Annotated in this window: 23 protein-coding genes and 1 pseudogene; 2 read left to right on the forward strand and 22 right to left on the reverse strand. The window is 39.0% G+C overall.

Going from position 1 to position 21,996, the window contains the following annotated elements; translation table 11 throughout:
- Window positions 1–185 precede the first annotated feature (185 nt).
- From DTK66_RS09035 to DTK66_RS09045, 3 genes are all read right to left on the reverse strand, one after another.
- Window positions 186–614: a hypothetical protein gene (locus DTK66_RS09035; protein ID WP_153930729.1), complete on the reverse strand. Its 429-nt coding sequence runs from the start codon at window positions 612–614 to the stop codon at window positions 186–188.
- Window positions 614–2,131, reverse strand: a complete 1,518-nt coding sequence (locus tag DTK66_RS09040) for a Y-family DNA polymerase (protein WP_191668463.1) — start codon at window positions 2,129–2,131, stop codon at window positions 614–616. Before DTK66_RS09040 ends, DTK66_RS09035 begins: the two co-directional genes overlap by 1 nt.
- Before the next feature lie 126 nt (window positions 2,132–2,257).
- Entirely contained in the window at window positions 2,258–2,689 is a 432-nt protein-coding gene (locus DTK66_RS09045; protein ID WP_153930731.1) for an Hsp20/alpha crystallin family protein, read from the reverse strand.
- A gap of 146 nt (window positions 2,690–2,835) precedes the next feature.
- Here DTK66_RS09045 and DTK66_RS09050 point away from each other — a divergent pair, with 146 nt between their 5' ends.
- Window positions 2,836–3,684: an aldo/keto reductase gene (locus DTK66_RS09050; RefSeq protein WP_191668464.1), complete on the forward strand. Its 849-nt coding sequence runs from the start codon at window positions 2,836–2,838 to the stop codon at window positions 3,682–3,684.
- Window positions 3,685–3,732: 48 nt separating this feature from the next.
- On the opposite strand, the gene preA is transcribed toward DTK66_RS09050, so the two are convergent.
- Complete coding sequence (gene preA, locus DTK66_RS09055; protein WP_153930733.1) at window positions 3,733–5,031, reverse strand: NAD-dependent dihydropyrimidine dehydrogenase subunit PreA; 1,299 nt, start codon at window positions 5,029–5,031, stop codon at window positions 3,733–3,735.
- Window positions 5,024–6,265 carry an FAD-dependent oxidoreductase gene (locus tag DTK66_RS09060; protein WP_153930734.1) on the reverse strand — a complete coding sequence of 414 codons (1,242 nt, stop codon included), beginning with the start codon at window positions 6,263–6,265 and terminating at the stop codon, window positions 5,024–5,026. The genes preA and DTK66_RS09060 overlap by 8 nt, the downstream gene beginning before the upstream one ends.
- Window positions 6,266–6,569: 304 nt before the next feature.
- Between DTK66_RS09060 and DTK66_RS09065 the strand changes: the two genes are divergently transcribed.
- A complete protein-coding gene (locus DTK66_RS09065) occupies window positions 6,570–7,325 on the forward strand; it encodes an exodeoxyribonuclease III (RefSeq protein WP_191668465.1) in 756 nt (251 codons plus the stop codon).
- A gap of 192 nt (window positions 7,326–7,517) precedes the next feature.
- Here the strand turns inward: DTK66_RS09065 and apf (DTK66_RS09070) are convergent, their stop codons facing one another.
- The 17 genes and pseudogenes from apf (DTK66_RS09070) to apf (DTK66_RS09150) all read right to left on the reverse strand — a co-directional run bounded on the left by apf (DTK66_RS09070) (window position 7,518) and on the right by apf (DTK66_RS09150) (window position 21,937).
- Entirely contained in the window at window positions 7,518–8,201 is a 684-nt protein-coding gene (apf, locus tag DTK66_RS09070; RefSeq protein ID WP_191668466.1) for an aggregation-promoting factor, read from the reverse strand.
- Between the two features lie 328 nt (window positions 8,202–8,529).
- Window positions 8,530–10,230, reverse strand: coding sequence for a phosphoenolpyruvate carboxykinase (locus DTK66_RS09075; RefSeq protein ID WP_191668467.1), 1,701 nt, complete (start codon window positions 10,228–10,230; stop codon window positions 8,530–8,532).
- A gap of 106 nt (window positions 10,231–10,336) precedes the next feature.
- A complete protein-coding gene (locus DTK66_RS09080) occupies window positions 10,337–11,101 on the reverse strand; it encodes a biotin--[acetyl-CoA-carboxylase] ligase (RefSeq protein WP_368356246.1) in 765 nt (254 codons plus the stop codon).
- Window positions 11,101–11,865 (reverse strand): enoyl-ACP reductase FabI, encoded by a 765-nt coding sequence (gene fabI / locus DTK66_RS09085; protein WP_153930739.1) that lies wholly within the window; start codon window positions 11,863–11,865, stop codon window positions 11,101–11,103. Before fabI ends, DTK66_RS09080 begins: the two co-directional genes overlap by 1 nt.
- A 16-nt stretch (window positions 11,866–11,881) precedes the next feature.
- Window positions 11,882–12,658, reverse strand: a complete 777-nt coding sequence (accA, locus tag DTK66_RS09090; protein WP_153930740.1) for an acetyl-CoA carboxylase carboxyltransferase subunit alpha — start codon at window positions 12,656–12,658, stop codon at window positions 11,882–11,884.
- Entirely contained in the window at window positions 12,645–13,499 is an 855-nt protein-coding gene (accD, locus tag DTK66_RS09095) for an acetyl-CoA carboxylase, carboxyltransferase subunit beta (protein WP_153930741.1), read from the reverse strand. The genes accA and accD overlap by 14 nt, the downstream gene beginning before the upstream one ends.
- Entirely contained in the window at window positions 13,496–14,869 is a 1,374-nt protein-coding gene (gene accC / locus DTK66_RS09100) for an acetyl-CoA carboxylase biotin carboxylase subunit (protein ID WP_153930742.1), read from the reverse strand. Before accC ends, accD begins: the two co-directional genes overlap by 4 nt.
- A gap of 8 nt (window positions 14,870–14,877) precedes the next feature.
- Window positions 14,878–15,312, reverse strand: coding sequence for a 3-hydroxyacyl-ACP dehydratase FabZ (gene fabZ / locus DTK66_RS09105; protein ID WP_153930743.1), 435 nt, complete (start codon window positions 15,310–15,312; stop codon window positions 14,878–14,880).
- A 2-nt stretch (window positions 15,313–15,314) separates the two neighbouring features.
- Window positions 15,315–15,758, reverse strand: a complete 444-nt coding sequence (locus DTK66_RS09110; RefSeq protein ID WP_191668469.1) for an acetyl-CoA carboxylase biotin carboxyl carrier protein — start codon at window positions 15,756–15,758, stop codon at window positions 15,315–15,317.
- A 7-nt stretch (window positions 15,759–15,765) separates the two neighbouring features.
- Complete coding sequence (fabF, locus tag DTK66_RS09115) at window positions 15,766–16,998, reverse strand: beta-ketoacyl-ACP synthase II (RefSeq protein WP_153930745.1); 1,233 nt, start codon at window positions 16,996–16,998, stop codon at window positions 15,766–15,768.
- 29 nt (window positions 16,999–17,027) lie between these two features.
- Window positions 17,028–17,762 carry a 3-oxoacyl-[acyl-carrier-protein] reductase gene (fabG, locus tag DTK66_RS09120; protein ID WP_191668470.1) on the reverse strand — a complete coding sequence of 245 codons (735 nt, stop codon included), beginning with the start codon at window positions 17,760–17,762 and terminating at the stop codon, window positions 17,028–17,030.
- On the reverse strand, window positions 17,746–18,696 hold the full coding sequence (locus tag DTK66_RS09125) for an ACP S-malonyltransferase (protein WP_191668471.1): 951 nt from the start codon (window positions 18,694–18,696) through the stop codon (window positions 17,746–17,748). Before DTK66_RS09125 ends, fabG begins: the two co-directional genes overlap by 17 nt.
- 1 nt (window position 18,697) lies before the next feature.
- Window positions 18,698–18,940 (reverse strand): acyl carrier protein, encoded by a 243-nt coding sequence (locus DTK66_RS09130; RefSeq protein ID WP_153930748.1) that lies wholly within the window; start codon window positions 18,938–18,940, stop codon window positions 18,698–18,700.
- Between the two features lie 19 nt (window positions 18,941–18,959).
- Window positions 18,960–19,934: a beta-ketoacyl-ACP synthase III gene (locus DTK66_RS09135; RefSeq protein WP_191668472.1), complete on the reverse strand. Its 975-nt coding sequence runs from the start codon at window positions 19,932–19,934 to the stop codon at window positions 18,960–18,962.
- A 20-nt stretch (window positions 19,935–19,954) separates the two neighbouring features.
- Window positions 19,955–20,403, reverse strand: a pseudogene (locus DTK66_RS09140) (MarR family winged helix-turn-helix transcriptional regulator).
- Window positions 20,404–20,488: 85 nt separating this feature from the next.
- Complete coding sequence (gene fabZ / locus DTK66_RS09145) at window positions 20,489–20,926, reverse strand: 3-hydroxyacyl-ACP dehydratase FabZ (RefSeq protein ID WP_191668473.1); 438 nt, start codon at window positions 20,924–20,926, stop codon at window positions 20,489–20,491.
- Window positions 20,927–21,166: 240 nt separating this feature from the next.
- The gene (gene apf / locus DTK66_RS09150) at window positions 21,167–21,937 is read right to left on the reverse strand and encodes an aggregation-promoting factor (protein WP_191668474.1); all 771 of its coding nucleotides are present in this window, start codon (window positions 21,935–21,937) and stop codon (window positions 21,167–21,169) included.
- Between the last annotated feature and the right edge of the window lie 59 nt (window positions 21,938–21,996).

Genomic DNA, 21,996 nt, shown 5'->3' on the forward strand with positions numbered 1-21,996 from the left:
CCATAGAAAAAGCCCTCCGAATATAAGATGAATTTTCTATTTCATCTGTATACTCAGAGGGCATTATAGCCTTTTCATCGGCCGTTATTTATTTTCAAGATATTTATAGTAGTTAATCACACCTAGCCAAGTTGCGTGCAAGAAAGGGAAGAGAGTAACTGGTAAAACCAGTTTGCCTTCTCTTTTTATTTTTCCTGAATTTTACGAATATTTTGAATAATGATTTTTACTCCATCGTTAAAGATTAGCTTATGCGTAGAACTATTAATACGTTGCAACTGTCCCGTATACTCTTCATAATAGCCGGTTTGCCCATTGAAATATTCTACTTTTAATACTGGCCGCAACTTTAATCGCTTAATCTTAGCTAATTGTGCTTGCAATCGCCTTCCCGTGTTGATAGTTGAATAATCCTTATGCCGATACCTGCTTCCTACTTCACTTAATAACTTATGATATCCCGTTAAAGCAGCAAAGGGTGCAAATTGTGCCGCGCGGTCTTCACGAAGCATTGGTAAATGGGCTCGTGATTGGGGCCGCGGACAGTCCATAATATCCTGATATGCCGATGTATCACTAAATAACGCTTCTTCAATCTGCTCTTTATCTTTCATTACGCGCGGTGTCCCCCAATCTGATTATTCCTTTCTAGTAAGGTTGCTCCCTTTTTTAAATCCGCTGCCCTAACAATTGCATTTTTACCAAAATCACTTTGCAAGTCAAGAATCAATCTTTGTAATTGCTGGTCTTTTTTCTCTGTCTCTAATTTTCGATGATGTTTTTCTTCACGAACCCTCGTGTCTGTAAACAAGTCTAACTGCTCGCTATAAGATACTTGCTGTGCTGCAACCGAGGAAAGTAAGTGGTTTGCAATTACAGTTAGTTTTCGTGTTGTCAGTCGGCGGTTAACTCTTGTATCATAAAGGCGCATAAAATAAGTCATCAATTCTGTTGATGAAGCAGTTGGTAAGGGAAGACCAATTGTCGCATGCATCGGTTTGGGAATCCGGCGTCCATAAAAGTCATTTACTAGCGTCCCTTGGTATTGTTCAGTAGTAGTATTAGAAATATCATACGCCACAGATAAACCAATCTGGTCCGTAACCATTCCCTGCTGTGTTAATTGAAGAGCTAAAGAATTAACCATTTCTTGAACAACTAACCGTGTCTCCGCAAAATTATAAGGACGGGCAAGGACCTGACTTGAGTAAATCCCATGGTCTGAAGAGTGATATTTTTTTATGTCTGCTATCGTTGCCGATTCATAACCCCAGGCATGATCGATAATTATTTCAGCATTTTTACCAAATTCATGGTATAAGACCTCTTCATTCATTTCATCAGAGAGTTTACCAAGTGAACAACGCGCAATGTTTCCCATTGTATTTAAACCTAATTTTTGGAGTCGACGCGCATAACCAGGACCAATCCGCCAAAAATCCGTAAGCGGTTGGTGTGCCCATAAGTAACGACGAAATAAGTGTTCTGTCATTTGAGCAATCCGTACCCCGTCTTCATCCCCTGGAATCCGTTTGGCAACAATATCCATCGCTACTTTGGCTAAAAAAAGGTTAGTCCCAATCCCGGCAGTCGCTGTAATCTGGGTTTCAGCTTTGATGGTTTGGATAATTTCTTTAGCAAGGACACGGGCTGTGACATGATGTTCTGCTAAATAATCTGTTACATCCATCAACACCTCATCAATTGAATACACATGGATTTTTTCCGGTGGTAAATAGCGTAAGTAAATTTCATATATTTCCGCACTCTTTTTTAAGTAGAAACTCATCCGTGGTTTTACAATGCGGAACCCAATCCGAAATTCTGGTGTTTGCAATAATTCCTGACGATAGATGGACGTTACGGTTGACAAACGATGGTGCGGCATCCTAAGGGCACGTTTATGATTTAAACGGTCAACTCGCTGTACAACTTCATATAAACGGGCACGGCCAGAAACACCAAATTGCTTTAAGGCAGGCGAAACAGCGAGACAAATTGTCTTAGTAGTTCGTGATTCGTCCGCAACAACAAGGTTTGCATCTAGTGGATCAAGCCCATATTCTGCACATTCGACTGATGCGTAAAAGGACTTTAAGTCAATGGCCAGATATGTTGGTTGTGTTGACATTGATATCCTACTCCTCATCCTGATTAGTTAATATCTATTATACCGCGTCTCCAAACATATGTTCAAGTGAACCAAAAAAAAGCGAGAACCCATAACCACTGTTACAAGTTCTCGTTAGGATTTTAATTATTCAATTTCAATGTGACTTTCATCATCAAGTTCTTCATTCTTTTTTGGTAGGGTAATGGTCAAGACGCCATCAGTGTATTGAGCCTTAATAGCTTTCCGATCAGCATCTGGGAGACGGTACTGCCGACTCATTTGACCATAGCGACGTTCGCTGTGTAAGATGTTGCCATCCTTATCGCTGTCATCATCAAAAGTATCACGACGACCAGTTACCGTTAAGATATTATTAGCGTAACTAATATGAATATCTTTCTTATCAAATCCTGGCATATCAATTTTAACTGTGTATGCCTTATCACTTTCTGCCACATCAGTCTTCATATGATTTGCAACTGGCGTTAAATCAGAGAAGAAATCATCGTTCATCAAATTACGCATATTCATCAAATTATCAAAAAAATTATTACGGTTTTGTAGTTCGTTAGCCATAAAGAACTCTTCCTTTCTTACTCATGATTCACTTTCTATCTTAACCGCTTTCACTAGAAATGCAAATCATTTGCTAGAGTACCCCCACCGAAAAAGAATATAATAAGATTAGATGAGTAGCTTATCCTGAAAGGAGTTGTATTTTGATGAAAAACGTTGTAATTAATACCGTTTCAATGCCCGCAATTGGAATTGGTACTTGGCATATGGGTGATTCTCTTACCGATCGCTCCACAGAAATTAAGGCAATTCAAGCCGCTATCGATGCTGGCGCACGGGCCATTGATACTGCTGAAATGTATGGTGATGGACGCGCCGAAAATTTGGTTGGCGCTGCAATCAAGCCATATAATCGTGATAACTTATTTCTCATTGATAAGGTTCTGCCATCCAATGCAAGTAAAATCAAATTAGAACATAGTCTTGATCGGAGTCTTGCAGCTGTTGGTACAGATTATTTCGACCTGTACCTATTACATTGGCGAGGCGGTATTCCTCTTGCTGAAACAATTAACGAGCTGGAAAGAGTAAAAAAAGCAGGCAAAATTAAGGCCTGGGGAGTTTCTAATTTTGACGTCAATGACCTTGAAGAATTATGGCGGCTCAAAAACGGTTATGACTGTGCAGCAAATGAAGACCTTTATAATCTTGATAAACGCGGAATTGAATTTGACCTTTTACCACTGATGAAAAAGCAAGATCTACCACTAATTGCCTATTCTCCCCTTTCGCAAGGAGACCATCTTTCTGGCAAGCTCTCAAACAATCCCGTCTTAAAAGAAATCGCTGCGAGCCACCACGCAACAGTCAGTCAAATTATGTTAGCCTGGGTCCTACGGGTTGGTAACGTCCTCGCTATCCCCCAAAGCGCTAACCCACAACATGCCCGTGAAAATGTTGAAGCCGGAAAGATTGAACTTAGTGATGATGAATTATTAGCCTTACAAAAAGAATTTCCATCACCAACGACAAAGGAGCCATTAGCAGTTATCTAAAAAGAAGAGGTCAAATTTGCAGACCTCTTCTTTTTGATTTAGATTAATTTAATTTTCTTGACTTGCCTCTACTGGATGGTAGCGATGAAGGCGCTGTGATCCAACATCAATCTCATCCGGATTACCTTTCCGACCAGGCTTCATTTCAACAACACCAAGCTTAATTGCTCCTACCGGACATACTAATGCACAAAGTTGACAACCAACACACTTGCTCTTATCAAAGACAGGTAGCCGTTTGTCGTCATCCCAAGTTAATGCTTGGTGGGCGCCATCTTGGCAAGATACAAAACATCTTCCACAACCAATACATTTATCCCAGTCGATCTTAGGATAAACCTTATAATCCCGATCAAGTTCATTGGTTGGAATAATATTCTTATTAGCTAAGCCAACTAAATCCTGCAGGTGATCGACATGTTGTTCTTCCATGTAATGCATCAAACCATTAGTTAAATCATCAATAATTCGGTAACCATATTGCATGATTGCTGTGGTAACTTGTAAGGTAGTTGCCCCTAGAAGAATAAACTCAGCAGCATCTTCCCATGTTTCAATTCCACCAATTCCAGAAATTGGTAATTGTTCTAATCCAGAAGCCGTCCGCAATTGTTGTAAGAAACGAAGGGCAATTGGCTTGACAGCCTTACCAGAAAGTCCTGATACTGATGATTTACCATTGATATTTGGTAGACCTACTTTCTTTTCAAGGTCAACGTCAACAATTGACTTCACAGTATTAATTGACGAGAAACCATCGGCGCCACCTTCAAGACATGCTTTAACAACCGGAACCATCGTTGTAATGTTGGGCGTCATCTTAGCGAGAACTGGTAAGCTGGTTCCGCGTTTAACCGCTTCACAATTCTTTTTACATAATTCAGGGTTAGTTCCCACGTCAGATCCCATCGTGTGTGAAGTCATCTGTGGACATGAGAAGTTAAGCTCAATCATATCTGCTCCCGCTTCAGTTACGAGCTTAGCAAGGTTAGTCCAGTCTTCAGGAGTTTCTCCCATGATGGACGCAATCAAAACCTTATTAGGGTACTCTTCTTTTAACCGTCGCATATCAGCTAAATCTTGATCTAACGGGTGCTCTGACAATTGCTCCATGTTCTTGAACCCCACAAACGGAGTGTCTTCCTTTGTTAATTCATCAAACCGTGGAGATACTTCATCAATCTTAAAGTGTGTTGGTGAAAGCGTCTTGTAGACAATGCCGCCCCATCCAGCATCATACGCATTTTTACACATCTCATAACAGTTGCCAACCGGTGACGATGACAAGCAGAACGGATTTTCAAAATGAACTCCTAAAAAGTCAACTGATAAATCTTTTTTAATCATTTTCTTGTCCTCCTAACAACCGATCGATCTCTTCGGCAACTTCTTTTCCCTTTTGAACAGCAACGACAACTGTCTTGTCACCCTCGACAATATCACCTGTTGCGAATACTTTAGGGTCTTTTGTCCGGTAACGCGCTTCTCTAAATGGGATTTCGTTATGTTGCAAATCAATATCAAGTCCCGTGGCATCAGCCTTTTGACCAACTGCTAGAATAATCTTATCAGCAGTGATGGTTATTTCACTATCAATTTTACGGTGCGTAAAGGTTGCCCGATTTTGGTGAACTTCTTTGGGAACATAACCATCAATAATTGTAACTCCCGCATGTTGGGCGTAAGCAAGTTCCTTTTTAGAAGCCTTAAATTCACTGAATTGTTCATAAACGACATCAGTAACATATGGCACATCAAGCTTCTTTAAGGTGGTTACAACATCCATTGCAACGTCTCCACCACCGATAACTAAAACGTTTTTTGGCAAATCATCAAGTTTACCCTTATTTTCCTTTGCCCGAGCAAGGAATGAAATGGCAGATTCTGTACAAATGTTATGTTCAAACATGGGGAGCATCTTAGCCTTACTAGTTCCGATAGCCACGATGACTGCATCATGGTTATCCTTTAGTTGGTCAATTGAAATATCCTCGCCAACCGTCGTGTTATAAATAATATGTGCTCCTAAATCAACAATGCGTTGAACCTCATAATCCACAATTTCTTCGGGCAAGCGGTATTCAGGAATCCCATATGTAAGATATCCACCAGCTTTTGCATTCTTTTCATAAATATCAACAGCATATCCCTTTTCCAAAAGGGTCGTTGCTGCTTGCAGGGCGGATGGGCCACTTCCAATAATCGCAACACTCATTCCATTTGGCGTTCCAGCCTTAAGAATTTTCATATTAAGTTTACGTTCCATATCAGTTACATAACGCTGGATCCCAGAAATATCAATCGGACCATCAATCTTTGCACGCGTACAAGCCTTCTCACAATACCGTTCAGTAGGACAAACTCGGGCACAAATCGAACCCAAAGCATTATTTTCACGAATGGTTTCCGCTGCACCTTTTACATTACGGAAACGGACACTACGGATAAATTTAGCAGGATTTGTATGTGCTGGACATGCCTGCGAACATGGTGCATCATGACACAATAAACAACGGGCAGCCTCTTGCATTACCGTTGTCATTGTATAACCCTTTGGCTCTGTTTCATACTTTGAAGTCATTAGACAACCTCCTCTAACCTAAGTCCCTGTTTTACAACTTAGTGATAAACGTCACTTTCTATATATTAATAGTACAATTTAAACGGTTACATCATAATTAGGTAATTCCCTATGTATAAAGGGCCTATTATTATTAACCTTTATATTTAGTTATATATAATATGAATATTTTAATTTTATAATCAATATCATTATTGTGTAAAACAGCACATAGTCAGTCATATTATTTAAGGAACGAGTCAAATCCTTGTACAATGAATAATAAAAGGATACTTTGTATTATGAGTGGAAGAAGGACCTTATCATGAATTTTATTTCTTGGAGCGTAAACGGCCTAAAAGCAGCGATTAGCCATGGTTTTGTCGATGATTTCAAGCAACTTGATGCTGACTGTTTTTGTCTGCAACGAACCAGATTAGCCAAGGGTGAACAGCCCCTAAACTTTCCTAACTACTATCAATATTGGAACTATGCTGAGAAAAAAGGCTACGCTGGAACCGCTATTTTCACTAAATATAAGCCAGAAAATATTATATACGGAATGAATAATTCAAAATTTGACACAGAAGGACGGATAATCACTTTAGAATATCCACAATTTTACTTAGTAGACGTTTATGTCCCCGTTGCGGGCGAAAAACTACAACATTTAGATTATCGTTTAGCATGGGATCGCGCTTTCCTTACCTATCTTTTGCACCTGCAAAGTCATAAACCTGTAATTATTGCTGGCGATATGAGCGTTGCCGATCAGCCAATTGACTTAGCTGAACCAGCTAAAAATCATCATCACGCTGGCTTTACTAAAGATGAACGAGTCGATTTTGACAAAATTTTAAATGCCGGTTTTACTGATAGTTTTCGTTATCTCCACCCTAATCAGTCAGGAGCATATACATGGTGGAGCTACCGCTATAATGCCCGTGCCCGAAATATCGGCTGGCGCCTTGATTATTTTTTGGTCGCTGACGTCCTTGCGAATAAAATCAATAGCGCGCAGATTCTAGCTAATATTAAAGGATCAAGTCATTGCCCGATTGAACTTGACCTAAAAATTTAAAATAATTAAGCACCTAGTTAAAATACAAATAAGTATAGTACACAAATAAGGCTCCAAAGCTCGGAAATTCCGAACTCTGGAGCCTTATTTTCGCTTACAAGAGCGTGAAAAAGAAGTTATAAATGCCCTCCTCTTTTACGCCCCTGATTGCATGTTTGAAGTATTGTTGATTATCTCTGTTTTAATTAAATTTTAGTACCAACCGTGTGATTGCCAGAATGATTGAGCAGCACTCCATGAACCGTAGCGGCTTGCTACGTATTGGTCGGCTACTCGTTCTTGGTTAGCTTCTGAGTAATCACCATTTAAGTATGATGCCGATAATTGGTACTTACCAATGTATTGACCATTACGGGCACTGTAACTACCACCAGATTCGCGAGCAGCAATCCAAGCTTTGGCTGCCGCATCATTACCACCAACATTTGAATTGTAGTTAGCTGGGGCAGTTTGTTGTTGACTTGTTGCTTGTTGTGGAGCAGCCTGATTTTGAACAGGTGCTTGTGCTTGTTGTTGATTTGCCACCGGTGCCTCACTTGCTACTTGTGTTTGTGCATCTGCTTGTGAGGCAACATTAGCAGCTGGTAAGGTAGCAACTTGTTCTTGAGTTGCGGGAGCCACTTCGCCATCATCCTTGATAACTAATTGTTGACCAACATAAATCAAGTTCTTATCAGCGATATTATTGTGACTTGCTAACGTATCTACAAAAGTTAGATCGTGACCTAATTTGTAAGAAATCCCAGAAAGGGTGTCACCTGCTTGTACCGTGTAAATAGAATCGGCATTTGCAGTAGTTGCAGTAGCAACTGTACCTAATGCTACGGCACCAGTAATCGCTGCTGTAATCTTGGCTACTTTCTTAGATAACTTCATTATAAATTCAATCCATCCTTTTCTCTTAATTAATCAAATAACTCATTTCAACGATATCTACTATACAGGATTAGCGTTACGGGCGGGTTACCAGCGTTTATCAATTTTCGTTACTTATGTAATTTTTTGTAACAAACGTTCGGCCACTTTGCCAACCTCTTCAAAGCGCTGATATACCAAGCTTCTTACCAATGATCTGTTTTACTCAAGAGAAAAGACAAACTAAATTTTTGCAAATTTTTTTCTTCTTCTAGCTTGACGACAAAAAAATCGCCCCATAACAAGGAGTTTGTTACAGAGCGATGACAAAATTGTCTTAATCGTAATGTTAGTTATTCATTAAAACGTCAAGCAATTCTTGGGCAGATTCCTTAAGAGCATCCTTTGATTTGTCATTACCAAGATGGGTAAAGATTTCACCAACATAAACACCCTTACTAAAGAGCTTAGTAAAGACCTTATCGATAATTGGCTTAGTCAATTCAGGTTCTTGGACGGGACCAAATGGGTTAGCAAAGAATGTCTTACTCATGCCGACTTCATCGGTTGTTCCCAATGCCTTCCGTTGACCTGCAATGAATACTTTCTCGGCTTCTTCTTTAGTGTCAAAACGGTGGATTCCAACTTCATCACTATAGTTATTAGCATAAAGCCACATATCGATGTGGTGGTGCTTGATAACATTTTGGTAAGTATCTGCAGGAATAATTACTCGAGCATTCTTTTGTTCAGGGTTAAGGTAAACACCACGGTCCATGTTATTAAATGCAACCGCACTACTTAAATCGTCAAGACGAACAAAAGCTCCCGTCTCAGTACCTTGAGCATATACTCCTGGTTCACCATCGGTTAAAGTAAAACTTCCCATGTCATCAAAGATTGTTTCCATGCTGACAATCTTGTCATCAGCTAATTCTTGCAATGCTTCAATTGACTCTGACTTACCGGCACCGGAATCACCAAAGAAGACAACGTTCTTTTCTTTACCATTAGTAAACTTGATTTTCAGCATTGAACCATGAATTGGTAACCGGCCATTATAGATTTGGTGAAGGTTATGCAATGTTAAGCACATTTTCTTCATATAGCCAAAGTAAGTCGTTTTATCCGTATATGGAACCTCGCCAATCCACATATCATTCTTTTCATCACGATAATAATGAGAAACCATGCCTTCAGTTTTTTCCAAGCCAAAGAGGAGAATCATATCAGGCTTTTGACCTTCAACTTCATCAGGAGAAGCTAATTCAAAGAGATTAGAAAGAGCAATCCCATTTACTAAATAATCAACATTAAAGTAAATAAAGGCCAAACTTTCACCAATCTTAGCAGGATAGCAATACCACTTGCCTCGTTGACCGTGGAAACGTTTGATTGGGTTTTCTTCAACTTCTGAGAATACCCCTTCCCGCTTATTACTCTTAGTATGCATCATCATTGGCGGACGAAGCATCACAGTATTGATAAAGTCAATATCCTGTAATTCATCATATCCTTCTGGAATTTTCCAGTTATGTTGTTGAACTAAGACAGTCGCATTAGTAGCCGCATTAACTTGCCGATACGTCCGGTTTTCAAAACCTTGGAGCTTTTCTTCAAGAATCCGGTATGCTTTCCGTACTAAATCGTTGAATTGTGTATCAACAGTTCGAAACTCATTACCTAAAATCTTGTTATCATTAAAGTTAATTACCGATACTCGTAAAAATGACCGGTAGTATGAGTATAATTCTTCAACACTTTCAAGAATATCTTTAGGATCATATTCATCAAAAGCACTATCATCATTAAATAATACTTTCTTTAAAATATCGATGAACTTATTAGCACTGGCATTATCAAAAGCATCATCATCATGATCAGGGTTACGAGAAGCAAGATATAGCTTAACAATCGCCTTTAATTCGTCACTATTGATTAAAGTTGGAATATCGGTGAAGTAGTTCTGACTATAATTTAATGTTGCTACTCCGCGATCAGGATTTACATATAATGATTTTGTATCAATAATCTGACTCTCTCTTGACATGGATCTCATCCTTTCATCACTTGAATAGTTCTATTATAGTATACTTTTAGATTAAGATGAAAATAAAATTAACTTTTTTTCATTTGTTTTCACTAAATATGACGTACTAAAAGAATACCTTGACCACTTCACCACTTACTAGGGTATATTCTTGCTTCGTACCAGGGTCATATACCACTAATGAACCATTATCATCGATCTGCTTAGCAATTCCATGAATAAAACCGCCATTTACTTTGATAGTAATTGTTTTACCAAGCAAAAGTGACCGTTGACGATATCGTAACATAAACTGTCCACTTTGATAGTAAGGTGCATCAGAAATAATTTGGTTAATAATTGCAGCAACCAGTTCTGTGCGATCAATTTTAGCAGTATGTCCATTATCAATAGAAGTAGCAATATTATGTAAATTTTGGGGAAAGTTGTTGCTCGTCAAATTTATTCCTATACCACAAACAATCATTCCATTAACACGTTCAACTAAAAGTCCGCCAATTTTTTTATTCTGATAGTAGAGATCATTCACCCATTTTAATTTAATTTCCTTATAAGGGTAGAAAGCGGTTAGAACATCAGTAAGTGTTACTGCTAAGCCAGTCGTAAATAGTCCCCCATTTTCGACAGTCATTGGAATGTTAATACTTAAGTATATTCCTGTTTTTGCTGGAGAAAAAAAGGGCCGACCAAAACGTCCATGCCCCGCTTTTTGTTCATCAGCTAAAAAGACACACAAGCTGTGATTGCCTTCTATAATATTCTTTTTTGCTAGTATTTGTGTTGAAGATACCCTTTTAAAGAAATAAATTTGGCATTTAGACGAAACTAATTGTGATAATTTAGATAAATCGTATATAAAATTGTCCATCATTAAATTAAGTGAACACCCTTATCAACATAGACGGTATCGCCAACAATACCAGTAGATAAGTCACTCATTAAAAATGCGCAAGTCCCACCAATCTCATCAATTGTTACATCATTCCCATCAACAGTTCGTGATTGGGATTCCTTTAGCAATTCCGTATGACCCTTAATTCCGGTAACAGCCAAAGTCTTCACTGCGCCTGCAGAAATAGCATTTACACGAATATGCTGATTACCAAGATCACGTGCTAAGTAACGGACATTGGCTTCTAGAGCTGCTTTAGCCACCCCCATCACATTATAATTTGGGATCGCACGCTCAGAACCAAAATAAGTTAAGGTAACAATACTTGCAGGAACAGTTAGTAAGTCATGTTTTTGTGCTTCTTTAGCTACCGCAATAAGCGAGTAAGACGAAATATCTTGAGCTAACGCATAACCTTCTCGACTAGCGTTTAAAATTGTTCCATCTAATTCTTCTTTCTTCGCATAAGCAATTGCATGAACAATTCCGTTAACTTGACCAAAACGCTCTTTAATTAACGAAAAAGCAGTTGCAATACTTTTATCCCTAGCAACATCACACTCTATTAAGTGACTCTCATCGTCAACTAACCGCTTAATTCCCTTCTTTAACCGTTCATTTTGATAAGTATAGATAATCTCCGCACCTTGGGCCGCCATGACCTTAGCACATCCCCATGCAATTGAGCGCCTATTAGCAACCCCCATTACAACAATTTTCTTGCCTGATAACAAATTTTCCATCTCAATCCTCTCTCTCTTAAAATTTTCGATACCGCATTTGACGCTTTGCGATTAGTTCTTCTGATGTCAGCTTTTGTAATTTAGATAATCGTGACCATAAAACCCGGTCAATATTTTGACATGTGACCTGATATTCTTCTTCATTTTCATCAATAATTCCCTCAATTATCTGTCTTTTTAATAATGCGGCGGGGGTCATTTGCATAACCTTGGCTGCTTCATCTGCCTTAGACGCATCTTTCCATAAAATAGATGCAAAACCTTCTGGCGAAAGGATTGAATAAGTAGAATAGTTAAGCATCCAAACTTCATCCCCACATGCCAGGGCTAACGCGCCGCCACTGCCGCCTTCACCATAAATCACCGTTATAATTGGAACCGGAATTTGACCTATTTTAAATATACTTTGGGCAATTGCTTCTCCTTGGCCACCCTCTTCAGCATCTTTACTCGGAAAAGCACCGGCAGTATTAACAAAACAAAGAATCGGTCGTTTAAATTTACCTGCTTGTTCAGCTAAGCGAACCGCTTTTCGATATCCACCAGGCATCGGGCAGCCAAAATGTTTAGCAATTTTATCTGGCAATGTCGATCCCCGCTCCGTCGTAATAACCGTTACTGCTCGACCATGAAATGTTGCAAGACCACCAATAATTGCTCCATCATCGCTGCCCAAACGGTCACCATGGAGCTCAGTAAAATCATCAAATAGATAATTAATGATTTGCTTTCCAGTTATTTTTTTACCGTTACGAGCTTTTTCAACAACCTGGATTGGACTAAGCGCAGTCATTGCGACCACCTCCAACTTTGATTAGCCACTCTAATTTTTCTTTTTCTTCTTGTCTTTTAATAATTGCATCAATAAAGCCGTGTTTAAGTAGATTTTCTGATGATTGTGTATCCTTAGGCAATTTTTCATGGATAGTCTGCTCAATTACTCGTCTTCCTGCAAAACCAATTAACGCATGTGGCTCCGCAAGAATAATGTCACCATCCATAGCAAAACTAGCAGTAACACCACCAGTCGTTGGATCCGTCAAAACGACAATATAAAGCAATCCAGCAGTATTATGATTAGCAATAGCTTGCGATATCTTGGCCATTTGCATCAAAGATAAGATTCCTTCTTGCATCCGTGCGCCACCAGAGGCAGTATACATAACAACCGTCTCATCTTGGGCAGTGGCATATTCAAATAAGCGAGTGATCTTTTCTCCCGCAACGGTACCTAATGACCCCATGATGAATGTCGGATCCATAATCCCGAGAGCAAATTTAGTTGTATTAATTGTTGCTTCACCAGTTAAAACCGCATCATTTAAGTTCGTCACTGCTTGAAGATTATTAATCTTTTCTTGATAACCAGGAAAATTAAGCGGGTCTTTGGTTTGAAGGTCACTATCAAATTCCACAAAATCATCGGTTAACCAACTCACCCGCTGCCGTGCAGTAATTCGGAAACCGTAATCACAATTAGGACAAACAGCATATTCAGTTAGTTGTTTTGCAAATAACGTATCACAACAATAAGGACACTTTATCCACATACGATCAGGAATCTTAGCATCGGCGCGCTTGTCGGCTTTTACATGACGCTCACTCAATGTATTATTTTGCTCATATAATTTCATGACGTCGTTTCATCTCCCTTCCAACGCGGTAAAAATGAATTTTCAAGAAAAGTGGTCGTTGCTTTTCCTTTTAAAAAGGTTAAATCATTAAGAATAGCCAAGTGGAAATTTTGGTTGGTCGTAATGCCCATGATAACCATCTCACTTAAAAGTCGTTTAATTTTTTCAATTGCTTCCATACGATCATGACCAAGGGCAATTACTTTTGCAATCATTGAATCATAAAAGGGAGTAACTTGGGCGCCAGGGTATAGGGCTGTGTCAATCCTCATTCCTAGATTACCAACTGGTAAATATAAATAGTTAATCGTACCAGTCATCGGCATAAAGTTTCGTTTGGGATCCTCTGCGTTAATTCGACATTCAATTGCATGTCCACGAATTTGAATATCATTTTGAGTAAACGGCAATGATTCACCAGCCGCGACAAGTACTTGAGCTTTTACAAGATCAATTCCAGTTACCATTTCTGTAACAGTATGCTCAACTTGGATCCGAGTATTCATTTCCATAAAATAGAATTTATGGTGATGATCCATTAAAAATTCAATTGTTCCGGTATTGTGATAATCAATTGAGTTGATGGCCCGTAAAGCAATCTGTCCTAATTCTTTACGCTGGGTATTAGTAATTAATTGGCACGGACTTTCCTCAATAACCTTTTGCTTATTGCGTTGCAAGGAACAGTCACGCTCTGGAAAATAAACCGCATTGCCAAAATCATCACGAAAAACTTGTACTTCAATATGTTTAACATTTTCCATGATCTTCTCTAAATACATTCGATCATCATCAAACGAAAGCTTAGCCTCGCTTTGTGCTGCTTCAAAGGATCGCTTCATCTGACGAGCATTTTCAATTCGGCGAATTCCCTTACCACCGCCACCTGCAGCAGCCTTTAAAAGGACAGGATACCCAATTTGATTAGCAACCCGTTCTGCTTCTGCCGAGTCGACAATATAGCTTTCACTACCAGGAATAACGGGCACACCCGATTTTTTCATTTGTTCACGAGCGTGTTCCTTATTTCCCATTAAATCAATTACAGATGCCTGGGGCCCGATAAAAGTTATTCCGCAATCAGCACACATAGTTGCAAACTCAGCATTCTCTGATAAAAAGCCAAATCCAGGGTGAATTGCCGTTGCTCCAGTACCGATAGCAGCTTCTAGAATATTTTTCTCATTTAGGTACGAATCTTGTGCCCGGGCAGTTCCTACACAGACGGCTTCATCAGCTAATTGGACATGGAGGCTTTCACGGTCAGCCGTAGAATAGATAGCAACCGTCTTAATTCCCAATTCCCGTAATGACCTAATAATACGAACCGCAATCTCACCGCGATTAGCAACCAAAACCTTTGAAAACATCTAAACACCTAACCAATCATAAAAGTTAATTCTGCTGTACATGCTCGCTCGCCATCAACAGTTGCAATTCCTTTTCCACCCCCAATGTGACCACGAATTTTCTCTAAATGAACCTCGAGTCTCATTGAATCTCCAGGACGAACTACCTTGCGAAATTCCGCCGAACGGATTCCACCAAAATAGGCAGTTTTTCCCTTAAATCTTGGTTCAGAAAGTAACGCTACTGCACCAGTTTGCGCTAATGACTCAACGATTAACGCACCGGGTAAAACAGGGTTGTCTGGAAAATGACCATTAAAAACTTCTTCATTAATAGTAACGTTACGTCGAGCAACTGCCATTTCACCAGGAACTAATTCTTCTACATAATCAATCAAAAGCATTGGATAACGGTGAGGGATAATTTTTTGAATTGCATTAATATCTAATACTTGATCAGCCATATTTAATCCTCCGAAACCGTAAATAACGGTTGTTCTACCTCAACTAGTTCTTCATTAGTAACATTAATGCCAGTTACTACACCAGTAAATTCACTTTTAATTTCAGTCATCATTTTCATTGCCTCAATTACACAAACAATATCACCCTTTTGAACATGGTCGCCGACATTAACATAAGCCGGTTCATTAGGTTTAGGTTGTAAATACACTGTTCCGACTAACGGTGCTTTGATTGTCTTATTAGTAGAAATGGCTGTATCATTGCTATCCGGTAGTACAGGCTCACTTTCCTTTGTAGATTGTTGCTTAACAATCGTTTGCGGATCATAATGGGACTGTTTGTTCTTGCTTAAGTACAGGTGAAAGTCACCATCTTGAATATTGAGCTCCCGCATATCGGAATCTTCAAAATTTTGCATCAAAGTTTGAATTTCTTTAAGCTCCAATTAAAAATCACTCCCATTTACGAAAAGCTAAAACCGCATTGTGACCACCAAAGCCAAAAGAGTTACTAATTGCATACGTTGCATCATGAATATCTTGATTTTCCTTAGTAACAAGATTAATTTGACATTCTGGGTCCTGTTCATAACAACCGACATTTACGGGCAACTTCCCTTTGGCTAAAGCGGCGACAGTTATAACCGCTTCAATCGCACCAGCGGCACCTAATAAGTGACCTGTCATTCCCTTAGTTGAACTAACACGTACCGCGCTGTCTTTACCAAATACTTGATTAATAGCTTTAGCTTCACCAGAATCATTAGCGTGAGTTGCCGTTCCATGGGCATTGATATATGTAACATCAGCAGGCTTAATTCCCGCTTCATTAATAGCTGCTTCCATTGCCCGAGCGGCTCCAGTTCCATTTGGGTCTGGGGATGTAATATGATAAGCATCCGAAGTAGCACCATAGCCAACTATCTCACCTAGAATATTAGCTCCACGTTCCTGTGCATGTTCCAGTTCTTCAAGGACTAATGTTGCACCACCTTCACCAAGTACAAAACCATTTCGATTGACGTCAAACGGCAAAGAAGCTTTGGTGGGATCAGTCGTTTCACTGAGTGCCGTCAATGCGGCAAACCCAGCAATTCCAATCTCATTAACTGATGCTTCTGATCCACCAGCAATCATTACCTTAGCTCGCCTTTCTTTAATTTGACGAAAGGCCTCCCCAATTGAATTAGTTCCTGTCGCGCAGGCTGTTACGATTGCGGTACAAATATTTTGAGCATTAAAGCGAATCGCTATATTTCCCGCTGCCATATTAGCAATCGACATTGGAACAAACATTGGTGAAATCCGCTTAGGACCCTTATCATGCATTTTGATAATCTGGTCTTGAATCGTTGTTAAACCACCAATTCCAGAACCATAAATTACTCCAAGGTCATAGGGATTGGTATTTTCATTATTAACCCCAGCCATCTCCATTGCTTCTACTGCACTTTGAATAGCATATTGAGAATACAAGTCCATTCGGCGGGCTGCTTTTTTCCCAACTACTGCTGCAGGGTCAAAATCATCAATTTCACCAGCAACAGTAATTCCTGTTGCAGCTGCATCAAATTTACTAATTTTCTTAATACCAGTTTTCCCAGCAAGTGAGTTAGCAACAAATGCTTCAACACCGTTACCATTAGGAGCGACTGCACCCATTCCTGTAATTACTACTCTTGGCATCCTATTCCTCCTAACTAATTACCACATAACTATATTGTCATCCCACCGTCCACGATAAGTGTTTGGCCGGTGATATATTCATTTTGTGCAAGAAATTTAATTGTACTGGCAACTTCCTGTGGAGAGCCTAACCGTTTTAGTGGGATTTTCTCTAAAATTTGTTTTTGAATGTGTTTTGAAAGGGTGGCAGTCATATCACTTTTAATCATTCCGGGCGCAACAGCATTACACCTTATTCCACGAAGGGCACCCTCTTGCGCAATAGTCTTCGTTAACCCAATGATGCCAGCTTTACTGGCGGCATAATTTGCTTGACCAGCATTACCATGAATTCCGATAATACTTGCTAAATTAATAATGCTTCCTGAACGTTGCTTAAACATTTTTTTGAGAAGTTGTTGCGTAAGCATAAAAGTTCCACGAAGGTTAACATTAAGAACATCATCAAATTCAGTAATTTTCATTCTAATTAATAACTTATCATGGGTAATCCCTGCATTATTCACTAAAATATCGATCTGGTTATATATTGACCATGCCGTTTTTGCTAGGCGTTTAACCGCTTCTTCATCAGCAATATCACCTTGAAGATAAGTATACTCAGCGCCGCTTGCTTTAAGTCGATCTTCTAATTTACTTGGTAAAGTTTCATGGCGACCATTAAGGATTACGTGACAACCACTATTAGCAAATAGTAAAGCTGTGGCTGCACCGATGCCACGACTGCTACCCGTTATGAAAACAACTTTATCTTTGAGATCCATACCGATACTCCTTTATAAATTTTTGGTAACTATCAAGGTCAGAGATATGACTCGTCTTTAATTGCGGACTTATTTGTTTAGCGAACCGCGTTAACGTTTTCCCAGGGCCAATCTCCAAAGTGGTATCTATTTGTTGGTGTTCAATTAAGTATTGAAGTCCCGCACCATAATGTGTCGGAACAGCTAACTGCCGCTCTAAAACCAAATTAATTGTCGCCTTTTCAAATGGCATAACTGTCGTATTACTAATAACCGGCAGCGTTGGGGTTATAAAGTTAACATTTTGAAGTTGCTGGTGCATTTTTTCCTGTGCTCCATTAAATAAGGGAGTATGAAAAGCACCGTTAACTTTCAAAACAACAGTGCGCTTTGCCAAGCCTTTTTGTTCAATCTGAGTAACTGCTTCTTGAACATCAGAAATAATTCCACCAATAACTAACTGTGCGGGGGAATTATAGTTAGCAACATAAATTTGTTTGCCTTTACTTCTAAGTTCATGACAAAGGTCTTCAATCTTATGAATCTCAGGATTTAGGATTGCTGCCAATGTACTATCAACCTTATCAGCGTCAGCTTGCATAAACTCAGCACGAGCAGTTAATAGTTGCATTCCGGCACTAAAAGAAATAGCTTTACTAGCAAATAAAGCCGCATACTCGCCAAGCGATAACCCGATCATTCCCTTTATTGGTAAGTTTGGTAAATCTCTTTCTAACATTCGGTAAATTCCATAACTAACAGCCACCAATGCTGGTTGAACATATTCTGTTTTATTTAACTCACCATGTTCATTCTTCATAATAGCGAAGAGATCAAGATTAATTAATTCGCTAGCCTCAGTAATAATCTTTGAAAAAAGAGAGTCGGCCATTAGCTCGACTCCCATTCCCGATCGTTGTGCACCTTGACCACTAAATAAAATTCCGTAACGCATATTATTTCTCGTCGAGTTGCTTTTTAACAAAGTTCACTACATCACCAATAGTCTGGATTCCTTCGTCAGCATCCAATTCAATATCGAATTTGTCTTCCAATTCATTCATAATTTCAAAGACATCTAAACTATCCGCATCAAGGTCATCCTTAATATTCGTGTCCATTGTAACTTTATCTTTATCTACATCTAGTTCATCAATAGTAATATTCTTTACAGTATCAAAAATTTCTTCTTCAGTCATAATAAAATCTTCCTTATATTTAATATTTTAGAATTATTGTACTAACACTTAATCCGCCACCAAAACCACTTAAAGCAATGATTTCACCACGTTTTACGACCCCAGCGTTTACACATTCTGCCAGCAAAATTGGTTCGCTTGCAGCTGCTGTATTTCCATATTTATCAATATTAATCGGAAACTTTGTTAGCGGCTGATTTAATTCTTTAGCAATTTGCCGAATTATCCGCACGTTGGCTTGATGAAGTAAAAAATGATCAATAACATTCAAATTAACATGAGCCGTTTTCATTGCTTGCTTAATGGAATTAGGCACTTCATGGGTAGCAAAACGATAGACATCACGTCCAGCCATCGAAAAGGTAGTCAGAGAAGTTTTATCTTTTGGGAAACCTGGTGCTATATTTGTTTGGCCAGCAATAATTTTATTACTGAGTTGGCCAAACGTCTGCCAGTGTTGTCCAAGAGTACCTGACGTTTTATCCTCACTTTTTTGTAAAAGGACCCCGCCAGCACCATCACCAAAGAGAACAGCGGTATTACGGTCATGCCAGTCAATTAATTTAGATAACACTTCTGCGCCAATTATCATTGCTGTTCTCATTTCCGAACTCCTCAACATTAATTCAGCGATATTATAAGCATAGACAAACCCTGTACAAGCAGCGGAAATATCAAATGCAATTGCGTTTCCTGCTCCTAGTAATCCCTGGACAATTGCTGCTGTTGATGGAGTGTAGGCATCAGGCGACATTGTAGCAATAATAATCAAGTCTACTTTGTCCGCACTAACTAAAGCCTTTTGTAACAGCTGTTTTGCAACCTTAAAGGCTAAACCTGACGTGTTCTCATCTTGACTTATGCAACGCTGACTAATTCCGGTTCGCGATTTAATCCATTCATCTGAGGTATCCATTAAAGTTGTTAATTCGTTATTAGTGACAACCTGTGGCGGTGTATAACTTGCAGTACTAATAATTTTTATATTTTGCACTAAGTTCACACATCCTTGTATTACGAATGCTGATCAACAAAGTCTTCAAGATTTTGCATCGCTTTTTTTATAACCTTAATTTCTTCAGCATTCATTCCCTTTAGAAAGCTTTTAACCATCATATTGTGGAAGGCGCGGTGAGCACGATATAAAAGACGTCCGCGTTTAGTTAAGGCTAAACGCGGACTATTCGGCGATCTTCTTGATCACGAATACGTTCAACATAGCCTTTCTTAATCAAACGATCTGTCATTGCTGTCATCGTCCCTGGTGTTAGATGGAGCTTTGCAGCAACTTGCGAAATGGTCTGATGATTATACATTGAGATTGCATCAATTGCATGCATTTCTTTAATCGTTAAATCATTAAAGTCACTTTTCCGCAACTCATTTTCTTCAATCCATAAAATCCCCGAGTAACTTTTAATAAGTCCCTTATTGATCTCAAGGTAATCCGTATCTTTACTCATAATGTATTTCTCCCTTTAATTTTATTTGGTAATACAAATAATTTGATATATCAAAATACATTATAAATGATAAAGACTTCCCATGTTAAATCTTTTCCTTACGCTCAGCAACAATGAAAACCAGTTCAGTACTACAAGCAGTTTTGCCATTAACAACCGCTTTAGCATCAACGATTCCCATTTTGGAACGAATCTTTTTCATTTCAATATGTAATTTTAAGACATCTCCTGGTCGAACCATTGCCCGAAATTTTGCATTATGAATTGCTCCAAGATATGCCGTTTTCTTATAAAAACGGGGAGATTTTAGTATCAAAATTGATGCTGCCTGTGCAAGCGATTCAATGATTAATACTCCTGGCATCACTGGATTTCCAGGAAAATGCCCACGAAAAAATGATTCATTAATCGTTACATTCTTAGTAGCAACGATCTTTTTTTCAGGAATCATGTCGTCAACATAATCAACATAGCAAATCGGATATCGGTTAGGAATCAAGTCCATAATCTCCTGTGCGACCATTTTTACCAAAAGATTCACCTGCCTTTAAAAATAGTTCAAATATCAAAACATTTGATGTTCAAATTATATAAAATAATATTTTGATTGTCAAACTATTTTATATAAAAAATAAGCAACTCATAGAACTAAATTAGCGTGAGTTGCTTATTAATGATGGATAGAAAAGTTTAGAAATACCCTTCTTGGTAAGGCTAAGAAAAAGACGGGATATTACATCCCGCCTGCTAGCTTAATTAAATTTTAGTACCAACCGTGTGATTGCCAGAATGATTGAGCAGCACTCCATGAACCATAACGGCTAGTTACGTATTGGTCGGCTACCCGTTCTTGGTTAGCTTCTGAGTAATCACCATTCAAGTATGATGCTGATAATTGGTATTTACCAACATATTGACCATTACGGGCACTGTAACTGCCACCAGATTCACGGGCCGCAATCCAAGCCTTAGCTGAAGCATCATTACCACTAACATTTGAGTTGTAATTCGTAGTTGTTGTGCTTGAAGCTTGTGGTTGAACTGGAGCACTACTGTAACTTTGTTGAGTAGTAGTTTGTTGTGGAGCCGCAGATTGTGCCGGTACTTGTTGCTGAGGTTGAGCTGATACCGGTGCTGCTGATTGCACTTGAGCGGCAGCTTGGCTAGCAACTACTGGTGCTTGACTAGGTTGTTGTGATTGTTGTGGTTGTTCTACAACAGCCGGTGCTTGACTTGCTGTTGGTAAAGTAGCTGCTTGTTGGGCAGTTGCTGGCGCTACTTGACCATTATCTTTAATTACTAATTTTTGACCAACGTAAATTAAATTTTTATTGGCAATGTTATTAGTTGAGGCTAATGAATCAACATAGGTTAAGTCGTGACCTAATTTGTAGGAAATACTTGATAAAGTATCACCACTTTGCACCGTGTATACAGAATCAGCATTAGCAGTAGTTGCAGTAGCGAATGTTCCCAAGGCAACAGCACCTGCTACGGCAGCAGTAATCTTCGCGATGTTCTTCGTTAACTTCATAAAGAAAAATCCCATCCTTTTCATAAAATTCGTTTCAATTAAGTAGTTATTTATTTGTT

It is taken from the genome of Limosilactobacillus walteri (assembly GCF_014830205.1).
Classification (GTDB): domain Bacteria; phylum Bacillota; class Bacilli; order Lactobacillales; family Lactobacillaceae; genus Limosilactobacillus; species Limosilactobacillus walteri.